This is a genomic window from Sphingomonas rhamnosi (assembly GCF_036663615.1).
Classification (GTDB): domain Bacteria; phylum Pseudomonadota; class Alphaproteobacteria; order Sphingomonadales; family Sphingomonadaceae; genus Sphingomonas.
This window is the reverse complement of record NZ_JAXOJJ010000002.1, coordinates 272,001-289,935: the sequence shown is the minus strand read 5'-3', so window position 1 is coordinate 289,935 and position 17,935 is coordinate 272,001. Positions and strand designations below refer to the sequence as shown.

Below are 17,935 nucleotides of genomic sequence, written 5' to 3'. Positions count from 1 at the left end.
AAGTGCCCCCGCAGAGGCGCGGTTCGATGCCGTTCGGCGGACCCTGAAGCGGTGGGAGTAGTCGCGGCGGTTGCAAATTTTGCGCTTTTGGACCATAGAACCGTCATCGCGCGCTTCTGTACGAGCCGGCTCGCGACTGAGAGACGCTATTCGCTCCCGCTCCCATCGGGATGCTTCCATGACCAATGCCTATGTTCTCGTGTTTGCGAGCGCTGCCCAGTGACTCTCAAAGCCAACGAAGATGCCGTCGCACCCGTCCAGATTTCGCGTGCGATCAATGTGCGCGCTGCCGAGGCGCAAGTCGTCGCGGTGTGCAAGAAGCACAAGGTGGTGATCAGCGCGATCGAGACCCTCCCGTCGGGTGGTACGCGCGTCGTCCTGACCAACGCGACCGAAGCCGCCGCTATCGTCAAGGCGTTCGGATCGAAGGTGATGACCGGGCCGGTGACACGGACCAGCGCGATCCGCGGGCGCTAGGCTGGTTTCGGACCTGACGGAAACGCTGGGTCCGAGTAACGAGTCCGGTTACGCCCAACCCTCCAGCACCTGATCGGGCGGGCGGTGGCCGTCGGCCCACATCCGGATATTCTGGATGACCTTGTCGCCGGTGGCGATGCGGCCTTCGAACGTCGCCGATCCCATGTGCGGCAACATCACGACGTTGGGGAGCGCGAGCAGCCGCGGGTCGATCCGCGGTTCGTGGCGCCAGACATCGAGACCCGCACCGGCGAGCTGGCCCGCTTCTAGGGCGGCCACCAGCGCATCCTCGTCGACGATCCCGCCGCGCGAGGCGTTGATCAGATAGACATGCGGCCGCAGCAACGCGATCCGCCGCGCGTCGAGCATGTCCCGGCTGTCGGCATTCAGCGGGGTGTGGATCGTCAGGATGTCGATCCCCGCGAGCATGTCGTCGAGCGTCGCGTGCCAGGTTGCGCCAAGCTCGGCCTCGCGGCTCGCGGGCAAGCGGTGTCGGTTGTGATAATGGATCGTCAGCCCGAACGCGCGCGCCCTCAGCGCCACGGCCTGACCGATCCGCCCCATGCCGACGATGCCGAGCGACTTGCCGCCGATGCGGTGGCCGAGCATCCCGCCGGGGCTCCACCCCTTCCATTCCCCCGAGCGGACCAGTTTCTCGCCCTCTGCTAGGCGACGCGGGACCGAGAGGATCAGCGCCATCGTCATATCGGCAGTGTCGTCGGTCAGTACGCCCGGCGTGTTGGTGACGAGGATGCCGCGCGCACGCGCCGCCTTCAGATCGATATGGTTCACGCCCGCACCGTAATTGGCGATCAGCTTCAGCCTGGGTCCGGCGCCTGCGATCAGTGCGGCGTCGATGTCGTCGGTGACGGTAGGGACCAGCACGTCGCAGTCCGCCACCGCCGCTGCGAGCTGATCGCGCGTCATCGCGCTTTCGCCGCGCGTGATGGTGGTGTCGAACAGCGCAGCCATACGCTGCAACACCGCGTCGGCGAGTTCGCGCGTGACGACGACCTTCGGGTTCGGGCAGCGGCGGGTATCGGACATGCGGAAGGCTTGGCGAAGCGTCGCGGTTGCGTCAACAATCCATGGCGGTAGAGGGTATGTAGAGGAGGCTCGGGGCAACAGGACATGATGACGCGCATTTCAGCTTACGCACTGGGGGCCCTTGCGATCGTCGCGGTCGCGAGCGAACCCGCCGACGCGGCCGATGACAAGCGCAAGCCGCCCTATTTTGCCTCGATCGGTGCGGGACGCGCGCGGATGCGCACCGGCCCCGCGCGAACCTATCCGGCGAGTTGGCTGTACCAGCGTGCCGACCTGCCGGTCCGCGTCGTCGGGGTGTTCAAGGAGTGGCGCAAGATCGCCGATCCCGACGGCACCGAAGGCTGGATGCAGGCCAATCTGCTGCGCAACACGCGCACCGCGATCGTGCGCGGCGCCGAACCCGCCGAACTGCGCGATCAGCCGACCATGGCGGGCAAGCTGTTGTGGCGTGCCGCGCCGGGTGTCGTCGGACGGCTCAGCGCGTGTGGCAATGGCTGGTGCCGGCTCGACGTGAAGGGGCAGGCGGGGTTCGTGCCGATTGGGGCGCTGTGGGGCGTCGAAGCAGGCGAAACGCTGCCGTGAACCCCGGTGCGCGGATCGCTCGTGCACGATCCGTGCGTCTGCAGCGTCGGACCGCGCCCGTCATCGCGCTGATACTCGTATCCGCGCTTGGCGGATGCAATCGCAAGACCGGCAATCCGGCGCCGCCGCGGATCGAAACGCCAGCGCGACTGCCGATGCAGAGCTCGACGATCGTGGTGCCGGTGTCGTCGCCGCTGTCGCTGCTGGCGGCGCAGCTCAATGCGCGGACGCCGAGCCGGCTGTGGCAGATCGACAAGGCGGAACCGCGTTGCGTGCCCGGCAAACAGGTGCGCGTGCTCGGGCGCACGGTGAAGGTGACGCCGACGCTCGGCTGCCGGATCGTTGGCGAGGTCACGCGCGGCCCCATCGAACTAGGCGGTAGCGGCGACGTACTGACGATTCGCCTCCCGATCCGCGCGACGATCAGCGCGCGCGACGTCGGCGGGATCATCGGTCGGGAGACCGCCACCGGCGCGGCGATCGTCCGCGCGACCGCCAAACTGTCGGTCGATCGCAACTGGTCGCCGATCGCCAAGGTCGACATCGCCTATGACTGGACCGAAGAACCGGGGATCGACTTTCTCGGCCAGCGGATTCGCTTCGCCGACAAGGCGGACGCCAAGCTAAAAGGTGTCATCGCCGGACTCGAGCGCGATCTGCCCAAGGAGCTGGCCAAACTGCGCACGCGCGAACAGTTGGCGGCGGTGTGGCGCAAGGGGTTCGCGACGATCCAGCTCAACCGCGATCGGCCGCCTGCCTGGATGCGGGTTTCGCCGCGACGGCTAGGGTTCGGCGGCTACCGGATCGGCGGCGGGCGGATCGAATTGATGCTGGCGGCGGAGGCGTTGACCGAAACGTTCGTTGGAGATCGGCCCGCGGATCCCGTTCCGACACCGCTGCCGCTCTTGGCCAGAGCGATCGGACCCCGGGGACTGCGGTTCTACATTCCGGTACTGGCCGATTTTCGGCAGCTCGAACCCGTGGTGCAACGCACCCTGCGCAAGCTCGCGGCGAAAGGCATCTCGCTGACCGGCGTCGGGCCGGTCGATGCGACGTTCGGCAAGGTCACGATCTACGCGACCGAGGCGGGGCATCTGGCGGTCGGGGTGAAGGCGACGGTCAAGCCGCGCAACGGCGTCGTGGGTCCCACGCATGGTCAAATCTGGTTGTCCGCGGTGCCGTACAACGATCCCGGGTCGCAAGTCGTTCAGGCACGCGACGTCCGGATCGCGGGCGAGACCGACAGTCACGCCGTCAACCTGTTGTTCGCGTTGTTCGACGATTCGGGCGTGCAGGACAGTATCCGCGGCGCGCTGACGCACGATTTCGCGGGTGAGTATCGCAAGGTCCTGCACGCCGCGCGCGGAGCGATCGCCAATCACCGGGAGGGCGATTTCGTGCTGTCGGCGGATGTCGACCGCGTGTTCAACGGGCCGATCGCGGTCACCGGCCGCGGACTGTTCCTGCCCGTGCGGGCTGAGGGCACCGCCAACATTCGCTTCGCGCCGGCACGACCGTAACGCTGCAGGTCGGCCGGAATTGGCCGTTCCCGGCGGGTGAAACAATCGACGACGAGGTAACCCGCGGTTCATGTTCGGCAACGTAAGTTCACACTTGTCGGCTGGGAGCCGAAAGTCGGAAGCTCCCGGCTCTCGCCGACGCCTTGTTCTGGTTCGGTCATGTGGGAACTGAGCATTTTGTGCAGCGCACAAGCAAACGCCCGGGCCGTTTCCGACCCGGGCGCCTGCGTGACGATCGCTCGTCAGCCCCCATTTTTGCGCTCTCGCCCTTCGTCTTGCGACGCGGCGTAAAAGCAGTCCCCGAACCACGGCCGTTGCCTGTGTGTCAGCAAGAGTTTCGCTAGTTAGTACAGTGATCTTTGTCACGGTGTTTGCCGCAAGCGCGACACGATTGAGCGCACCCTGTGATGATTCCGCCACAGCGGCGCCGCAGTTGCCTCGCGGCGGCGTGCGCCGTAGAGCCTGCGCTTGAGTTCCCTTCCAGATCGAACCACCCATGATCCTGTCACGCTATGAACGGATGATTGCCCGGCGCTATCTGCTGCCGGGCAAGGGTGAGGCGTTCATCTTCCTCGTCGCCTCGATCAGCCTGGTCGCGGTGATGCTGGGCGTCGCCGCGCTCGTCATCGTGATGAGCGTGATGAACGGCTTTCGCGCCGAGCTGTTCGACAAAATCGTCGGGCTGAACGGCCATGCGGTGGTGCAGGGTGTCGGCGGTCGGCTGCCCGACTGGCGCGAGATCGTCGCCCAGGCCAAGGCGACGCCCGGCGTCACCAACGCGGTGCCGTTGATCGAGCAGCCGCTGTTCGCAAGCTATAACGGACGGTCCGAGTTCATCCTGCTGCGCGGCATGCGCGTGCCCGACATCCGCAGCACCGCGCAGAACGGCATGAAGATCGTGATGGGGTCGATGTCTAGCATCACGAAAGGGAGCGGGCGCGTCGCGATCGGATCGGGGCTGGCCGATTCGCTGGGCGCGCAGGTCGGATCGGAAATCTCGGTGATCAGCCCTCAGGGGCAGGCGACGCCGTTCGGTACAGTGCCGCGGATCGTCACCTATACGGTCGGCGCGATCTTCGAGATCGGCGTCTATGATTACGACAAGGCCTATGTGCTGATGCCAATCGAGGATGCGCAGACGTTCCTGCTGCTCGGCGATTCGGTCGGCATGGTCGAGCTAGAGACGGTCGATGCCGACAAGGTTGGCCAGATCCTAGCGCCGCTCGGCGACAAGGTCGCAGGACGCGCGGTGATCGCCGACTGGCGGACGATGAACGCGCAATTGTTCGAGGCGCTGGCGGTCGAGCGGGTGGCGATGTTCACCGTGCTGTCGATCATCATCCTGGTCGCGGTGTTCAACATCTTGTCGTCGTTGATCATGCTGGTCCGCGCGAAGACGCGCGACATCGCCATCCTGCGGACGATGGGCGCGAACCGCGGCGGGCTGATGCGGATCTTCATGGTGGTGGGCACAACGATCGGCGCGCTCGGCACGGTGGCCGGACTAGGCCTGGGCTTTGTGTTCCTGTTCTACCGGCAGGCGGTGGTGAACTTCGTGCAGTTCGTGACGGGGCAGAATCTGTGGGATCCCTCGATCCGCTACCTCACCGAATTGCCGTCGAAGCCAGACCCGGTCGAGATCGTCGTGATCGCGTTGATGGCGCTCGTCTTCAGCTTCCTCGCCACGCTGTATCCGGCGTGGAAGGCGGCGAGTACCGACCCCGTGCAGGTGCTGCGTTATGAATGATACCCGCGGCTTAGCGTTCGGTGCCGCGGTCCCCGCCGGCCCCGAACCCGTCCTTCAGACCACGGGGCTGACGCGCAGCTTCACGCAGGGCGGCGAGACGATCGCGGTGCTGCGTGGCATCGATCTGGCGATCGCCCCGGGCGAGATCGTCGCGCTGCTCGGCCCGTCGGGGTCCGGCAAGTCGACGCTGTTGCAGGCGGTCGGATTGCTCGAAGGCGGGTTCGAGGGCTCGATCCGGATCGCCGGAGTCGAGGCGGCCAGGCTCAACGCGCATGATCGCACGATCGTGCGACGCGACGAACTCGGCTTCGTCTATCAGTTTCACCATTTGCTCCCCGATTTCAACGCGACCGAGAATGTCGTGTTGCCGCAGCTCGTCCACGGCGCCTCGCGGGCAAAGGCGGACGCGCGGGCCGCCGAATTGCTGACGCAACTGGGACTGGGTCACCGGCTGACTCACCGTCCGAGCCAGTTATCCGGCGGCGAACAGCAGCGCGTCGCGGTCGCGCGTGCGCTCGCCAATGAACCCGCGCTGGTGCTGGCCGACGAGCCGACCGGCAATCTCGACGAGCATACCGCCGACATCGTCTTCGCCGAATTCATCCGGCTTGTGCGCGAACAGGGCACCGCCGCGTTGGTCGCGACACACAATGAGCGTCTTGCGGCGCGGATGGACCGTGTGCTGAGACTCCACGAAGGTGTATTGCAATAATTGATTGATTGTCAGGTCGACTCGACTAGTCTTTGCAAATCCTGTTCTTCTCTTGGCGGAGTCGTTTTCATGGAACAGCATGATCTGGATGTGATGGAGAAGCTGCCGGCACCACGGTCTTCCCGAGTGATCGACTTCGAATCGATCGAAATATCCCCCGGCATCATCCCCGGCACCTATTTTCTGATCGTCAGCGGAGAGAAGCCCTGGGTGACGATGACGGTGCAGCTGACGCCGCTGATCTATGTGAGGCAACCCGAATATTGGGAGATCGAGGTCGTCGCGACGCAGGCCGGCATCGGACTGCCCATGGTCGCGCCGTACCATGCGGTCCTCGACATCTCGTATCTTCGCGGCACTAAGGGCATCGAAGTCGTCGGGGCGACGAAGCGCGAGAGGCGCGACGTCTGATCCTGCCCGCTTGCCGGTGACAGGTCGTCCCGGTACCCCGGCCCGATGAGCCTATGGAACGATACACCGACGGTTGCCGGCCGGCACGTCACGTTGCGGCCGCTGATGGCGACGGACCTCGACGCGCTGGTCGTCGCGGCCGCGGCGGGTGATCTCTGGGATACGTTTTACCCGAACGTGGCGTTGCTGAAGGCGCCTGACCAGTGGCTGGCGGCAGCGATGCGCGAGCAGGATTTCGGGCGCGCGCGGCTGTTCGCGGTGCTGGACGCTGGCGGGACCGTCGTCGGCACGACGCGGTTCATGCGGATGGCGCCAGCGCATCGCCGGCTCGAGATCGGCGGGACCTTCTACGCCAAGGCGGTACAGCGCACGGGCGTGAATACCGAGGCGAAGCTGTTGCTGCTGACCCATGCGTTCGAAGCGCTCGACTGTCAGTGCGTGCAAATCCGCACCGATTCGCTCAACCTCCGGTCGCAGGCGGCGATCGAGCGGCTCGGCGCCAGGCGTGACGGGGTACTGCGCGGGCATCAGGTGATGGCGGGTGGGCGCTTGCGCGACACCGTCGTCTACAGCATCCTCGCGCATGAATGGCCGGGCGTGCGTCAGAATCTGGCGTTCCTGCTGGCACGACATGAGGACCGTCTATGACCGCGATCGCCGATTTTACCGTCAAGGCCGCCGACGGATCGGAGACCTCGCTCGCGCCCTATCGGGGCAAAGTGCTGCTGATCGTCAACACCGCGTCGAAATGCGGCTTCACCCCGCAATATTAGGGGCTGGAGGCCTTGTACCGCGACTATGCAGCGCGCGGGTTCGAGGTTCTGGCCTTCCCGTGCAACCAGTTCGGGGCGCAGGAGCCCGGCGACGCCGCGGAGATCGCGAACTTCTGCTCGCTGACCTATGACGTCACGTTTCCGGTGTTCGCCAAGGTCGACGTGAACGGTAAGGACGCGTCGCCGCTGTTCGAGGCGTTGAAGGCGGAGGCGCCGGGGCTGCTGGGATCGAAGGGGATCAAGTGGAATTTCACCAAATTCCTGGTCGATCGCGACGGCCAGGTTGTGGATCGCTACGCGCCGACGACCAAGCCCGAGGACATCCGCAAGGATATCGAAGGGCTGCTGTGATCGCACCGTCATCCTGACTTTGGTCGGGATGCCCCCGGGGGGGGGGGAGGCCGACTCCGCGCACGAACGGTTCGTCGAGAAGCGCGCCCCACACCGCTAGCCGAATCCCGGCTTGGAGCGTAGGGTGGCGCGATGGCTCATTCCGGCTTCGTGCCCCTTCGTAACTTCTCCTGCTACACCATGCTCGACGGCGCGATCGAGCCCAAGGCGATCGCCGCACAGGCGCGCAAGCTCGGCTTTCCCGCCGCTGCGCTGACCGATCGCAACGGGCTCTACGCCGCGATGGCATTCTCCGACGCCGCCAAGAAGGACGGCGTGCAGCCGATTATCGGCACGATGCTCGGCGTCTGCCGTCCCGATATACCCGAGGGCGTCGCGGCGCCGTTCGACTGGCTTGCACTCTATGCGCAGAACGAGACCGGCTACGACAATCTGTGCGCGCTGGTGTCGATGGCGCATCTCGACCGTCCGATCGAGATGCCTGCGCATGTCGACTTTGCCGCGCTCGAGGGGCGGACCGAGGGGCTAATCGCGCTGACAGCGGGCGGCGAGGGGGCGGTCGCGCGGCTCTACGCCGAAAGCCAGCCGGGGGCGGCGGCGACTTATGTCGACCGGTTGGAGGCGCTGTTCGGCGACCGGCTCTATATCGAGCTCTGCCGGCGCGGTGATGCGATCGAGATGGCGGCGGAGGAGTCGCTGATCGACCTCGCCTATGACCGCAACCTGCCGCTGGTCGCGACCAACCCTTGCTGCTTCGCCGAAAGCGCGTTCGGCGATGCGCACGACGTCATGCTCTGCATCGCGCATTCGACCTATGTCGAGAGTGAGGATCGGATCCGCAGCTCGCCCGAGGCGTGGATGAAACCAGCCTCGGTAATGAACGCGGATTTTGCCGACCTGCCCGAGGCGATCGCCAACACGTTGGTCGTCGCGCAGCGGTGCGCGGTAATGGCGCCGTCCCGGAAGCCGATCCTGCCGACGCTCGCGGGCGATCTGGCGGGCGAGGCGCAGATGCTGCGCGACGACGCGCATGCTGGGCTCGAGCGCCGCCTCGCCCGAATCACTGAGCTGCACGGCGAGCAGGAGGGCGACTGGCGTAAGCCGTACCGCGACCGGATCGATTTCGAACTCGACGTGATCATCCAGATGGGCTTCCCGGGCTATTTTTTGATCGTCGCGGACTTCATCAAATGGGCGAAGGACCACGACATTCCGGTCGGCCCGGGCCGTGGTTCGGGCGCCGGCTCGGTCGTCGCCTGGGCGCTGACGATCACCGATCTCGATCCGATGAAGCTGGGGCTGCTGTTCGAGCGCTTCCTCAACCCGGAACGCGTGTCGATGCCCGATTTCGATATCGACTTCTGCGAAACGCGACGCGGCGAGGTCATTCGCTACGTCCAGGAAAAATATGGCCGCGACCAGGTCGCGCAGATCATCACCTTCGGGAAGCTGAAGGCCCGCGCCGTGCTCAAGGACACAGGCCGTGTGCTGCAGATGAGCTATGGCCAGGTCGACCGGCTCGCAAAGCTGATCCCCAACCATCCGACCGATCCGTGGACGCTGGAGCGCGCGCTGAACGGCGTGACGGATCTCGCGCGCGAATATGCCAACGACAACGGCGTGCGCCGGCTGATGGACCTGGCGATGAAGCTGGAGGGCCTACCGCGCCACTCGTCGACTCACGCGGCCGGCGTGGTGATCGGCGACCGGCCGCTGAGCGAGCTGGTGCCGCTGTACCGCGATCCGCGGTCCGACATGCCCGTGACGCAGTTCGACATGAAATATGTCGAGGGCGCGGGGCTGGTGAAGTTCGATTTCCTCGGGCTCAAGACGCTGTCGGTGCTGCAAAAGGGCGTGCAATTGCTCGCCAAGCGCGGCGTGATCGTCGATCTCGATGCGCTCGAATGGGACGATGCCGGCGTCTATGCGCTGCTTCAGAAGGGCGACACCGTCGGCGTGTTCCAGCTCGAATCCGAAGGCATGCGGCGGACGCTGTCGGCGGTGCGGCCGAGCAATTTCGGTGACATCATCGCACTCGTCTCGCTGTACCGTCCGGGCCCGATGGACAATATCCCGTCGTTTGGTCGTCGTAAGAACGGCACCGAAGACATTGTCTATCCTCACAAATTACTCGAACCGATCCTGTCCGAGACGTACGGCATCTTTGTCTACCAGGAACAGGTGATGCAGGCCGCGCAGGTGCTGGCGGGCTTCTCGCTCGGCGGCGCCGATCTGCTGCGCCGCGCGATGGGCAAGAAGGTGAAGGCCGAGATGGACGCGCAGCGGGCGGGGTTCGTCGAGGGCTGCCTGAAGGTCAACGGGATCAAGGCGCAGGAAGCCAATGCGCTGTTCGACCTGATCGACAAGTTCGCCGGCTACGGCTTCAACAAGAGCCACGCCGCGGCCTATGCGCTGCTGGCGTACCAGACCGCGTGGCTGAAGGCGCATCACCCGGAGGAATTTTACGCCGCGTCGATGTGCTATGATCTGCACCAGACCGACAAGCTGGCGATCTTCGTCGACGACATGCGCCGGATGGGCGTCGCGGTGCTGCCGCCGTGCATCAATGCCAGCCAGGCGGAGTTCGATGTCGAGGCCGCGGGTGAGGGCCTTGCGGTGCGCTTTGCGCTCGGGGCGCTGAAGAGCGTCGGCGAGGGCGCGATGGAGAAGCTGATCGTCGAGCGGGTCGCGAACGGCCCGTTCGGGTCGCTCGATGCGCTGGCCAAGCGCGTCGATCCGCGGTTGCTCAACAAGCGGCAGCTGGAAACGCTGGCGGCGGCGGGCGCGTTCGACGGCATCGAGGACAACCGCGCTGGGATCCACGCGACCGCCGAGACGATCCTTGCGATCGCCGCACGGACGCACGACGCGAAGACCAGCGGGCAGGGTGGCCTCTTCGGCGACGCCGAGCCCGCGGGCGACGCGATCAAGCTGCCGGCCGGGGTGCGCTGGACGCTCAGCCAGCGGATGGAGCAGGAGAAGGAGGCGTTCGGTTTCTATTTCTCGTCGCATCCGGTCGACCGCCACCGCCACATCGCCAACAGCCACGGCGCGCGCGCCTATACGATGCTGAGCGAGCTCAACATTCCCGACGACGGCAGCCGGGCCGGCGCGACGATGGCGGTGCTGGTCGAGGATGCGCGCTGGCGGACCTCGGCACGCGGCAAGCGTTACATGATGGCGCAGCTGTCGGATGCGAGTGGTCAGTTCCAGGCGACCTGCTTCGACGATGCGGTCGCCGCCGATCTCGAAGAAGCCGCGAAGATCGGCGGCTGCGGGCTGATCACCGTCGAGCTCGACCGCAAGCCGGGCGAAGACACGCCGCGCGTGTCCGTCAAGCGCATTCAGCCGTTCGAAAGCCTGGCCGCGACCGCGCGGTTCCAGGCGGTGGTGACGATCGACCACCCGTCCGCGTTTGCCGCGCTGTCGCAGCTGCTGTCCGCGCATCGCGGCGCGCGGGGCGAGGTGCGGGTCAAGGCGGGCGACATCACGATCCTGCTGGGGCGCGACTTCCTGCTCGACGGGGAGCTCGCCGGACATATCGAGACCGTGCCGGGCGTTACGGGGATCGAGCTGAAAACGTCGGAGATGCGGCTCGCGCTGGTCGGCTAGGACGGGCCGGTGTCTCCCCCTGCATCATGCCCGTGCAGGGCGGCATTTCCGGTGCGGGCCACAGAGCTTGCCCCACTTAGATCCCAGCCTTCGCCGGGATAACGAGGGGCACGCGACCGTCGGGAACTGATCGGAATGACGAGTCGTGCGTTGAACGACCATGACAGACAGGAACGACATCATATGACGCCACCGGCACAAAAATGGATCGGCGGCGCGATGCTGGCCACCGTCTCGGGGCTCGGCCTCGCCTTCTACGCCAACCGCGTCGCGCGCGCCGCTGAGGCGCTGGTCCCGGCGGAGGGCCAATTTCTCGGCGTTACCGGTGGGCGGTTGCACTACGTCGACAGGGGCAACGGCCCGGCGATCGTGATGATCCATGGACTTGCCGGGCAATTGAGCAATTTCAGCTACATGCTGCCCGATCATCTCATTGACTCGCACCGAGTGATCGTGGTCGACCGGCCTGGATCAGGCTATTCAACGGCGGATGTCGGCACCACACCGGGATTGATCGCGCAGGCCGCGATGATCGCCGAACTGATCGTCGCATTGAAGCTCGACCGCCCGCTTCTGGTCGGCCACTCGCTCGGCGGAGCGGTCTCGCTCTCGCTGGCGCTCGACCACCCGGAGCTTGTCCGCGGACTCGCCCTGATCGCGCCGCTCACGCAAATCCAGAGAAACGTGCCAGACAGCTTCCGTGGGCTGGCGATGGTCCCGCAATCGGCGCGCATGGTGTTCGCGCAGACGATCGGAACGCCACTGAGCAAACTGACCGCGCGTCAATCGCTCGCCGCGGTATTCGCGCCAGAGGTGCCGCCGGAGGATTTCGGTATTCGCGGCGGCGGCGTCTTGTCGCAACGCCCCAGCGCGATCGCCGCAGCATCCGCCGACCTGTTCGGGGCGAATGCCGACCTCAAACAGATGGTGCCGCGCTATGCCCAGCTGCGCGTGCCTACCAGCATCCTGTTCGGGCGCCAGGATGCGATTCTCGACCCTGGCCTGCACGGCCACCGCACCGCAGCGATCGTTCCCGGCGCCAAGATGGAAACCATCGAGGGAGGGCATATGCTGCCGGTCACGCTGCCCGATGCCACTGCCCGCTTCGTGAGGGCTGCATTCGCCTATGGCCATACCGAACGCGATCTGGAAAAAACACGCCGCAACACCATATAACAGCTAGCAAAAACGATAGGCGGAACGCGGAGATGGCAAGCGGTTGGGCCCCGGATGGGGCGGTCCAGGACCAGATCGACGACACGATCATGGATGCGGTGCTGAGCGCGCGCGCACGGATGCCGGCGGGCGAGGGAGAGACGCACTGTCTGGAATGCGGCGACGAGATCCCGCCGGCGCGACGGCTGGCGCTTCCCGGTGCGCGGACCTGCGTCGTGTGCCAGTCGACTCGCGACCAACGACCGGGAAACGCAGGTTTCAATCGGCGGGGAAGTAAAGACAGTCAGCTGCGGTAAACGCCGCAATCTCAGACGCTAACGGCCTTTACCTCCCTACCCCCGTCGCCAAATACGCGCAGATACCGCGCGATTTCCCCAGGGTCACCGGTGGCCTTGGCAGGGTTGTCCGAAAGCTTCACCGCGGGCCGGCCGTTCGCAGCCACGACCTTGCAAACCAGAGAGATCGGCACGAGTGCTTCGCCGCCTTCGGGATCGCAGCCGCGGAAATCGTTGGTAAGGTTCGTCCCCCAGCCGAAGCTGGTACGCACGCGTCCGTCGAAGTGGCGATAGGTCGCCTCGATCGATCCGACATCCATGCCGTCGGAGAAGATCAGCAGCTTGGTACGCGGGTCGCGGCCCTTGTCCTGCCACCACCGGATGATCTGCTCACCGCCGGCGATCGGCGGTGCGCTGTCGGGGCGAAAGCCGGTCCAGTCTGCAACCCAGTCGGGCGCCCGCGCTAGTAACGAGGTCGTCCCGAAGGCGTCGGGCAGCGCGATCAGCAGATTGCCGTGATAGGAGGCACGCCATTCCTCGAGCACGCGATACGGCGCATCGGCGAGGTCGGCATCGCTGTCACTGAGCGCCGCGGCGACCATCGGCAGTTCGTGCGCGTTGGTACCGATCGCCTCGAGATCGGCGTCCATCGCGAGCAGAACGTTGGACGTTCCTTTGAAGCGATCCCCTAGCCCTTCCTTGAGCGCCTCGACGCACCAGCGCTGCCACAAGAACCCGTGGCGTCGGCGTGTCCCGAAATCCGAAATGACGAGGTCGGGGAGTTCGCGCAGGCGCTCGACCTTGTCCCATAGCTTGGCTTTGGCGCGCGCGTAGAGGATGTCGAGCGCGAACCGGCCATGATTGCGCATCGCGGCGCGCGCGCGCAGTTCGTTGACGATCGCGAGCGCGGGGACCTCCCACATCGTGGTGTGCGTCCAAGGGCCGTCGAAATGCAGCTCGAACTGGCCATCGACCGTGCGAAGCTCATAGGGCGGGAGCTGGAAATCGGCGAGCCAGGCGAGGAAGTCTGGCGCGAACATCCGGGCCTCGCCGTAGAAGCTGTTGCCCGCGAGCCAGATCAGCTCCTTCTTGGCGAAGCGCAGCGTGCGCGCGTGATCCAGCTGCGCGCGCAGTTCGCCTTCGTCGATCGTATCGGCGAGCCGGATGCCGCGCGATCGGTTGATGAGCGCGAAGCTGACCTGCGTGTCCGGGTGCAGCCGCCGGATCATCTGCAGCATCAGGAGCTTGTAGAAATCGGTATCGAGCAGGCTGCGGATGACGGGATCGAGCCGCCAGCCGTGATTGTAGGTCCGCGTCGCGATGTCGGTGAAAGCCATGATGCTGCATGCCCAATCGCCGCGTGGTCTGGCCAGCGGATTATCGCCGGAGCGCCCAAACCGACGCTCTACTGTCTGGCTGCGACATGCGCTATCGGGGGCGATCCACAGCAGAGCGATGATCCATGACCGACATGATCGACAAGGCAGGCCTGAGCGTTGCACCCGAACTCGTCCGGTTCATCGAGGGCGAGGCGTTGCCGGGCGCGGGGATCGCCGCGCCTGCGTTCTGGTCGGGGGTCGCCGACGTCTATGCGCGATTCGCCCCCGAGAATGCGCGACTGCTGGCAGTGCGTGACGCGATGCAGGCGCAGATCGACGCATGGCATGACGAACAGGGCGGTGCGGTGATCGATCCTGCGGGCTATCGCGCGTTCCTGACCGAAATCGGCTATCTGGTCCCCGAGCCAGCGCCGTTCGCGATCACATCGACAAACGTCGATCCCGAGGTCGCGACGCTGGGGGGGCCGCAGCTGGTGGTGCCGATCCTGAACGCGCGGTTCGTGCTGAACGCGGCGAATGCGCGGTGGGGCAGCCTGTACGATGCCTTGTACGGGACCGACGCGATCCCGGGCGTAGCGGCGGGCAAGGGGTATGACCCGGTCCGCGGGGGCGCCGTCGTCGCCTGGGCGAAGGCGTTTCTGGACCGCGCTGTGCCGTTGGCGACCGGATCGTGGACGGACTTTGCGGGCGGCGACCCTGGTCTCGCTGATCCAGCGCAGTTGGTCGGGCGATCAGGGAGCAATTTACTGTTCCAGCACAACGGCCTTCATATCGAACTTGTGATTGACCCCGAACATCCCATCGGCCGCGATGACCCGGCCGGAATTGCCGATGTCGTGCTCGAATCGGCGCTGTCGACGATCGTCGATCTCGAGGACTCGGTGGCTGCGGTCGACGCCGAGGACAAGGTCGCGGCCTATGCGAACTGGCTCGGGCTGATGAAGGGGGACCTGTCGGCCAGCTTTCAGAAGGGCGGCGAAACGCTGACGCGATCGCTCAACCCGGACCGCGTGTTCACGGGGGCAGATGGCGGCGACCTCCGGCTTCCCGGACGCAGCCTGTTGTTCGTCCGCAACGTCGGCCATCTGATGACGACGCCGGCGGTCCTTCTGCCCGACGGCAGCGAGGCGCCCGAGGGCATTCTCGACGGGATCGTGACGAGCCTGATTGCCCTCCACGACCTCAATGCGACGGGGCCGATCCGCAACAGCCGCGCCGGGTCGATCTACATCGTCAAACCCAAGATGCACGGGCCCGAGGAAGCGGCGTTCACCAACGCGCTATTCGACGCAGTCGAGGATCTGCTCGGCCTCGCACGCCACACGATCAAGGTCGGCGTTATGGACGAGGAGCGGCGGACGTCCGCCAATCTGGCGGCTTGCATCCACGCGGTGAAGGACCGCATCGTGTTCATCAACACCGGTTTCCTCGATCGCACCGGTGACGAGATGCACACGTCGATGCGGGCGGGCGCGATGCAGCGCAAGGGCGACATGAAGACGTCGGACTGGATCGCGGCGTACGAGGATCGCAACGTCCAGATCGGGCTCGCCTGCGGGCTGGCGGGTCGCGCCCAGATCGGCAAGGGGATGTGGGCGGCACCCGACCGGATGGCGGACATGCTGGCGCAGAAGGTCGGCCATCCGCGCACCGGCGCCAACACCGCCTGGGTCCCGTCGCCGACCGCCGCTACGCTGCACGCGACGCATTATCACGACGTCGACGTATTCGCGCGGCAGGCCGAGCGAGGCGCGGAGCCGGTTGCGTCGCTTGATCGGCTGCTGACGATCCCGCTGTCGCACGGGCGCAACTGGTCACCAGACGAAATCCGCGAGGAACTCGACAATAACGCGCAAGGGATCCTCGGCTATGTCGTGCGCTGGGTCGATCAGGGCGTGGGCTGTTCGAAGGTGCCCGACATCCACGATATCGGGCTGATGGAGGATCGCGCGACCCTACGTATCTCATCGCAGCATCTGGCGAACTGGCTGCTGCACGGCGTCTGCACGGCGGACGAGGTCGATGCCGCGTTGCTGCGGATGGCGGCCAAGGTCGACGCGCAGAATGCCAACGATCCGCTCTATCGGCCGATGACGGGGCATGCGGATACCAGCCTGGCGTTCCGGGCCGCCCGCGCGCTGGTGTTCGAAGGGGTCGACCAGCCCAACGGCTATACCGAGCCGCTGCTCCACCGCTTCCGTCAGCGCGTGAAGGCAGAGCGGCGCTGATGCCGCTGTACGAAATCGGTGGCCAGCGTCCGACCCTGCCGACAGACCGATCTGCATGGATCGCGCCATCGGCCGACGTGATCGGCGACTCGCGGTTGGGCGAGGGAGTGAGCGTCTGGTTCGGCGCGGTGATCCGCGCGGATAACACGCCGATCCTGGTGGGCGCAGGTACGAACGTCCAGGAGGGCGCGATGCTGCATTCGGATCCCGGCAGCCCGCTCACGATCGGCGAAGGCGTGACGATCGGGCATCACGCGATCCTGCACGGCTGTACGATCGGCAATAACGTGCTGATCGGGATGGGCGCGACCGTGCTCAACGACGCGGTGATCAGTGCGGACAGCCTGGTCGGCGCGGGCGCGCTGGTCACGGAGGGCAAGACGTTTCCGGCGGCGAGCCTGATCGTCGGCGTGCCGGCCAAGGCCGTCCGCACGCTGACGCCGGAGCAGATCGGGGCGCTGAAACGGTCGGCTGCGGCCTACCGCGCGCGCGGCGCCGCCTATGCGACGGACCTGAAACGCGTCGATTGATCGAGCGGCGCAAAACCCCGCGCAACAAAGCTGATCTTTCGTTCGCTTCATCATTGGCGATATTCCCTATATCGCCGCTGGGAATATGCTCTTGGAGCAAAGGGAGTACGCGCATGGGCTATGGAATTCGGACGGCGGGACTGGCGCTGGCGCTTGGCGTCATGGTGTCGGGCTGTTCGTCGCCGTCCGGCGGGGGCAAGGACGGGAAGGGCACCGTCCAGCTGCTCAACGTCTCCTACGACCCGACGCGCGAACTGTATAAACAGGTCAACGCTGCCTTCGCGGCCGACTGGCGGAAGCGGACCGGGCAGGCGGTGAGCTTCCAGATGAGCCATGGCGGTTCGGGCAAGCAATCGCGCGCGGTGATCGACGGGCTCGGTGCCGACGTGGTGACGCTGGCGCTGGCCTATGACGTCGACGCGATCGCCAAACGAGCCAAGCTGCTGCCGGCCAATTGGGAGACGCGACTGCCCGACAACAGCGCGCCCTATACGTCGACGATCGTGTTGCTGGTGCGTAAGGGCAATCCGAAGGGCATCCGCGACTGGGGCGATCTGGTGAAGCCCGGCGTCCAGGTCATCACCCCCAACCCCAAGACCAGCGGCGGCGCGCGGTGGAATTTCCTCGCTGCCTGGGGTTACGGCAAGCGCGCCGGCGGCGGCTCCGATGCGGCGGCGCAGGCCTATGTGGCCAAGCTTTTCGGCCACGTCCCGGTGCTCGATTCGGGCGCACGCGGCGCGACGACGACGTTCGTCGAGCGCGGCCTGGGCGACGTGCTGATCGCGTGGGAGAATGAAGCGCTGCTGTCGGAGAAGGAGCTCGGCAAGGGCAAGTTCGACATCGTTGTGCCGTCGATCTCGGTGCTCGCCGAGCCCTCAGTCGCGGTGGTCGATGCGAACGCCAAGAAGCACGGGACCGAGAAGGTCGCCGAGGCGTATCTGCGCTTCTTGTATACGCCCAAGGGGCAAGACATCGCCGCGAAGAATTACTACCGGCCGCGCGATGCGGCGGTGCTGGCGCGCTATGCGAGCGTGTTCCCCAAGGTCGAAACGCTGACGATCCGCGATTTCGGCGGATGGGACGCGGCGCAGACGCGGTTCTTCGCCGATGGAGGCGTGTTCGATACGATCTACTCCGGGCCGAAGCGCTGATCC

General features: G+C 65.9%; 15 protein-coding genes and 1 pseudogene. 14 read left to right on the top strand and 2 right to left on the bottom strand.

Features of this window, described 5'->3' with window-relative positions; genetic code table 11:
* The first annotated feature begins 219 nt into the window (after positions 1-219).
* The gene (locus U1701_RS06375; RefSeq protein WP_332781705.1) at positions 220-477 is read left to right on the top strand and encodes a hypothetical protein; all 258 of its coding nucleotides are present in this window, start codon (positions 220-222) and stop codon (positions 475-477) included.
* Between the two features lie 48 nt (positions 478-525).
* Here the strand turns inward: U1701_RS06375 and U1701_RS06370 are convergent, their stop codons facing one another.
* Positions 526-1,524, bottom strand: coding sequence for a 2-hydroxyacid dehydrogenase (locus U1701_RS06370; protein WP_332781704.1), 999 nt, complete (start codon positions 1,522-1,524; stop codon positions 526-528).
* Between the two features lie 87 nt (positions 1,525-1,611).
* On the opposite strand from U1701_RS06370, the gene U1701_RS06365 reads away from it, so the two are divergent.
* The 10 genes and pseudogenes from U1701_RS06365 to U1701_RS06320 all read left to right on the top strand — a co-directional run bounded on the left by U1701_RS06365 (position 1,612) and on the right by U1701_RS06320 (position 12,704).
* Complete coding sequence (locus U1701_RS06365) at positions 1,612-2,106, top strand: SH3 domain-containing protein (protein WP_332781703.1); 495 nt, start codon at positions 1,612-1,614, stop codon at positions 2,104-2,106.
* Positions 2,107-2,138: 32 nt separating this feature from the next.
* A complete protein-coding gene (locus U1701_RS06360; protein WP_332781702.1) occupies positions 2,139-3,626 on the top strand; it encodes a DUF4403 family protein in 1,488 nt (495 codons plus the stop codon).
* Positions 3,627-4,122: 496 nt separating this feature from the next.
* Positions 4,123-5,373 carry a lipoprotein-releasing ABC transporter permease subunit gene (locus U1701_RS06355; RefSeq protein WP_332781701.1) on the top strand — a complete coding sequence of 417 codons (1,251 nt, stop codon included), beginning with the start codon at positions 4,123-4,125 and terminating at the stop codon, positions 5,371-5,373.
* Positions 5,366-6,085 carry an ABC transporter ATP-binding protein gene (locus U1701_RS06350; protein WP_332781700.1) on the top strand — a complete coding sequence of 240 codons (720 nt, stop codon included), beginning with the start codon at positions 5,366-5,368 and terminating at the stop codon, positions 6,083-6,085. Before U1701_RS06355 ends, U1701_RS06350 begins: the two co-directional genes overlap by 8 nt.
* Before the next feature lie 69 nt (positions 6,086-6,154).
* Complete coding sequence (locus tag U1701_RS06345) at positions 6,155-6,496, top strand: hypothetical protein (RefSeq protein WP_332781699.1); 342 nt, start codon at positions 6,155-6,157, stop codon at positions 6,494-6,496.
* A 45-nt stretch (positions 6,497-6,541) separates the two neighbouring features.
* Positions 6,542-7,144 carry a GNAT family N-acetyltransferase gene (locus U1701_RS06340; protein ID WP_332781698.1) on the top strand — a complete coding sequence of 201 codons (603 nt, stop codon included), beginning with the start codon at positions 6,542-6,544 and terminating at the stop codon, positions 7,142-7,144.
* Positions 7,141-7,620 (top strand): annotated as a pseudogene (locus U1701_RS06335) (glutathione peroxidase). Before U1701_RS06340 ends, U1701_RS06335 begins: the two are co-directional and overlap by 4 nt.
* Before the next feature lie 132 nt (positions 7,621-7,752).
* Complete coding sequence (gene dnaE, locus U1701_RS06330) at positions 7,753-11,232, top strand: DNA polymerase III subunit alpha (protein ID WP_332781697.1); 3,480 nt, start codon at positions 7,753-7,755, stop codon at positions 11,230-11,232.
* A 183-nt stretch (positions 11,233-11,415) separates the two neighbouring features.
* Positions 11,416-12,408, top strand: a complete 993-nt coding sequence (locus U1701_RS06325) for an alpha/beta fold hydrolase (protein WP_332781696.1) — start codon at positions 11,416-11,418, stop codon at positions 12,406-12,408.
* Between the two features lie 32 nt (positions 12,409-12,440).
* Positions 12,441-12,704, top strand: coding sequence for a DksA/TraR family C4-type zinc finger protein (locus tag U1701_RS06320; RefSeq protein ID WP_332781695.1), 264 nt, complete (start codon positions 12,441-12,443; stop codon positions 12,702-12,704).
* An 11-nt stretch (positions 12,705-12,715) separates the two neighbouring features.
* Here the strand turns inward: U1701_RS06320 and pncB are convergent, their stop codons facing one another.
* Positions 12,716-14,020: a nicotinate phosphoribosyltransferase gene (gene pncB / locus U1701_RS06315; RefSeq protein WP_332781694.1), complete on the bottom strand. Its 1,305-nt coding sequence runs from the start codon at positions 14,018-14,020 to the stop codon at positions 12,716-12,718.
* A gap of 125 nt (positions 14,021-14,145) precedes the next feature.
* Between pncB and U1701_RS06310 the strand changes: the two genes are divergently transcribed.
* The 3 genes from U1701_RS06310 to U1701_RS06300 all read left to right on the top strand — a co-directional run bounded on the left by U1701_RS06310 (position 14,146) and on the right by U1701_RS06300 (position 17,932).
* Entirely contained in the window at positions 14,146-16,251 is a 2,106-nt protein-coding gene (locus U1701_RS06310) for a malate synthase G (protein WP_332781693.1), read from the top strand.
* Positions 16,251-16,781: a gamma carbonic anhydrase family protein gene (locus tag U1701_RS06305; RefSeq protein ID WP_332781692.1), complete on the top strand. Its 531-nt coding sequence runs from the start codon at positions 16,251-16,253 to the stop codon at positions 16,779-16,781. The genes U1701_RS06310 and U1701_RS06305 overlap by 1 nt, the downstream gene beginning before the upstream one ends.
* 113 nt (positions 16,782-16,894) lie before the next feature.
* On the top strand, positions 16,895-17,932 hold the full coding sequence (locus U1701_RS06300; protein ID WP_332781691.1) for a sulfate ABC transporter substrate-binding protein: 1,038 nt from the start codon (positions 16,895-16,897) through the stop codon (positions 17,930-17,932).
* Positions 17,933-17,935: the final 3 nt, after the last annotated feature.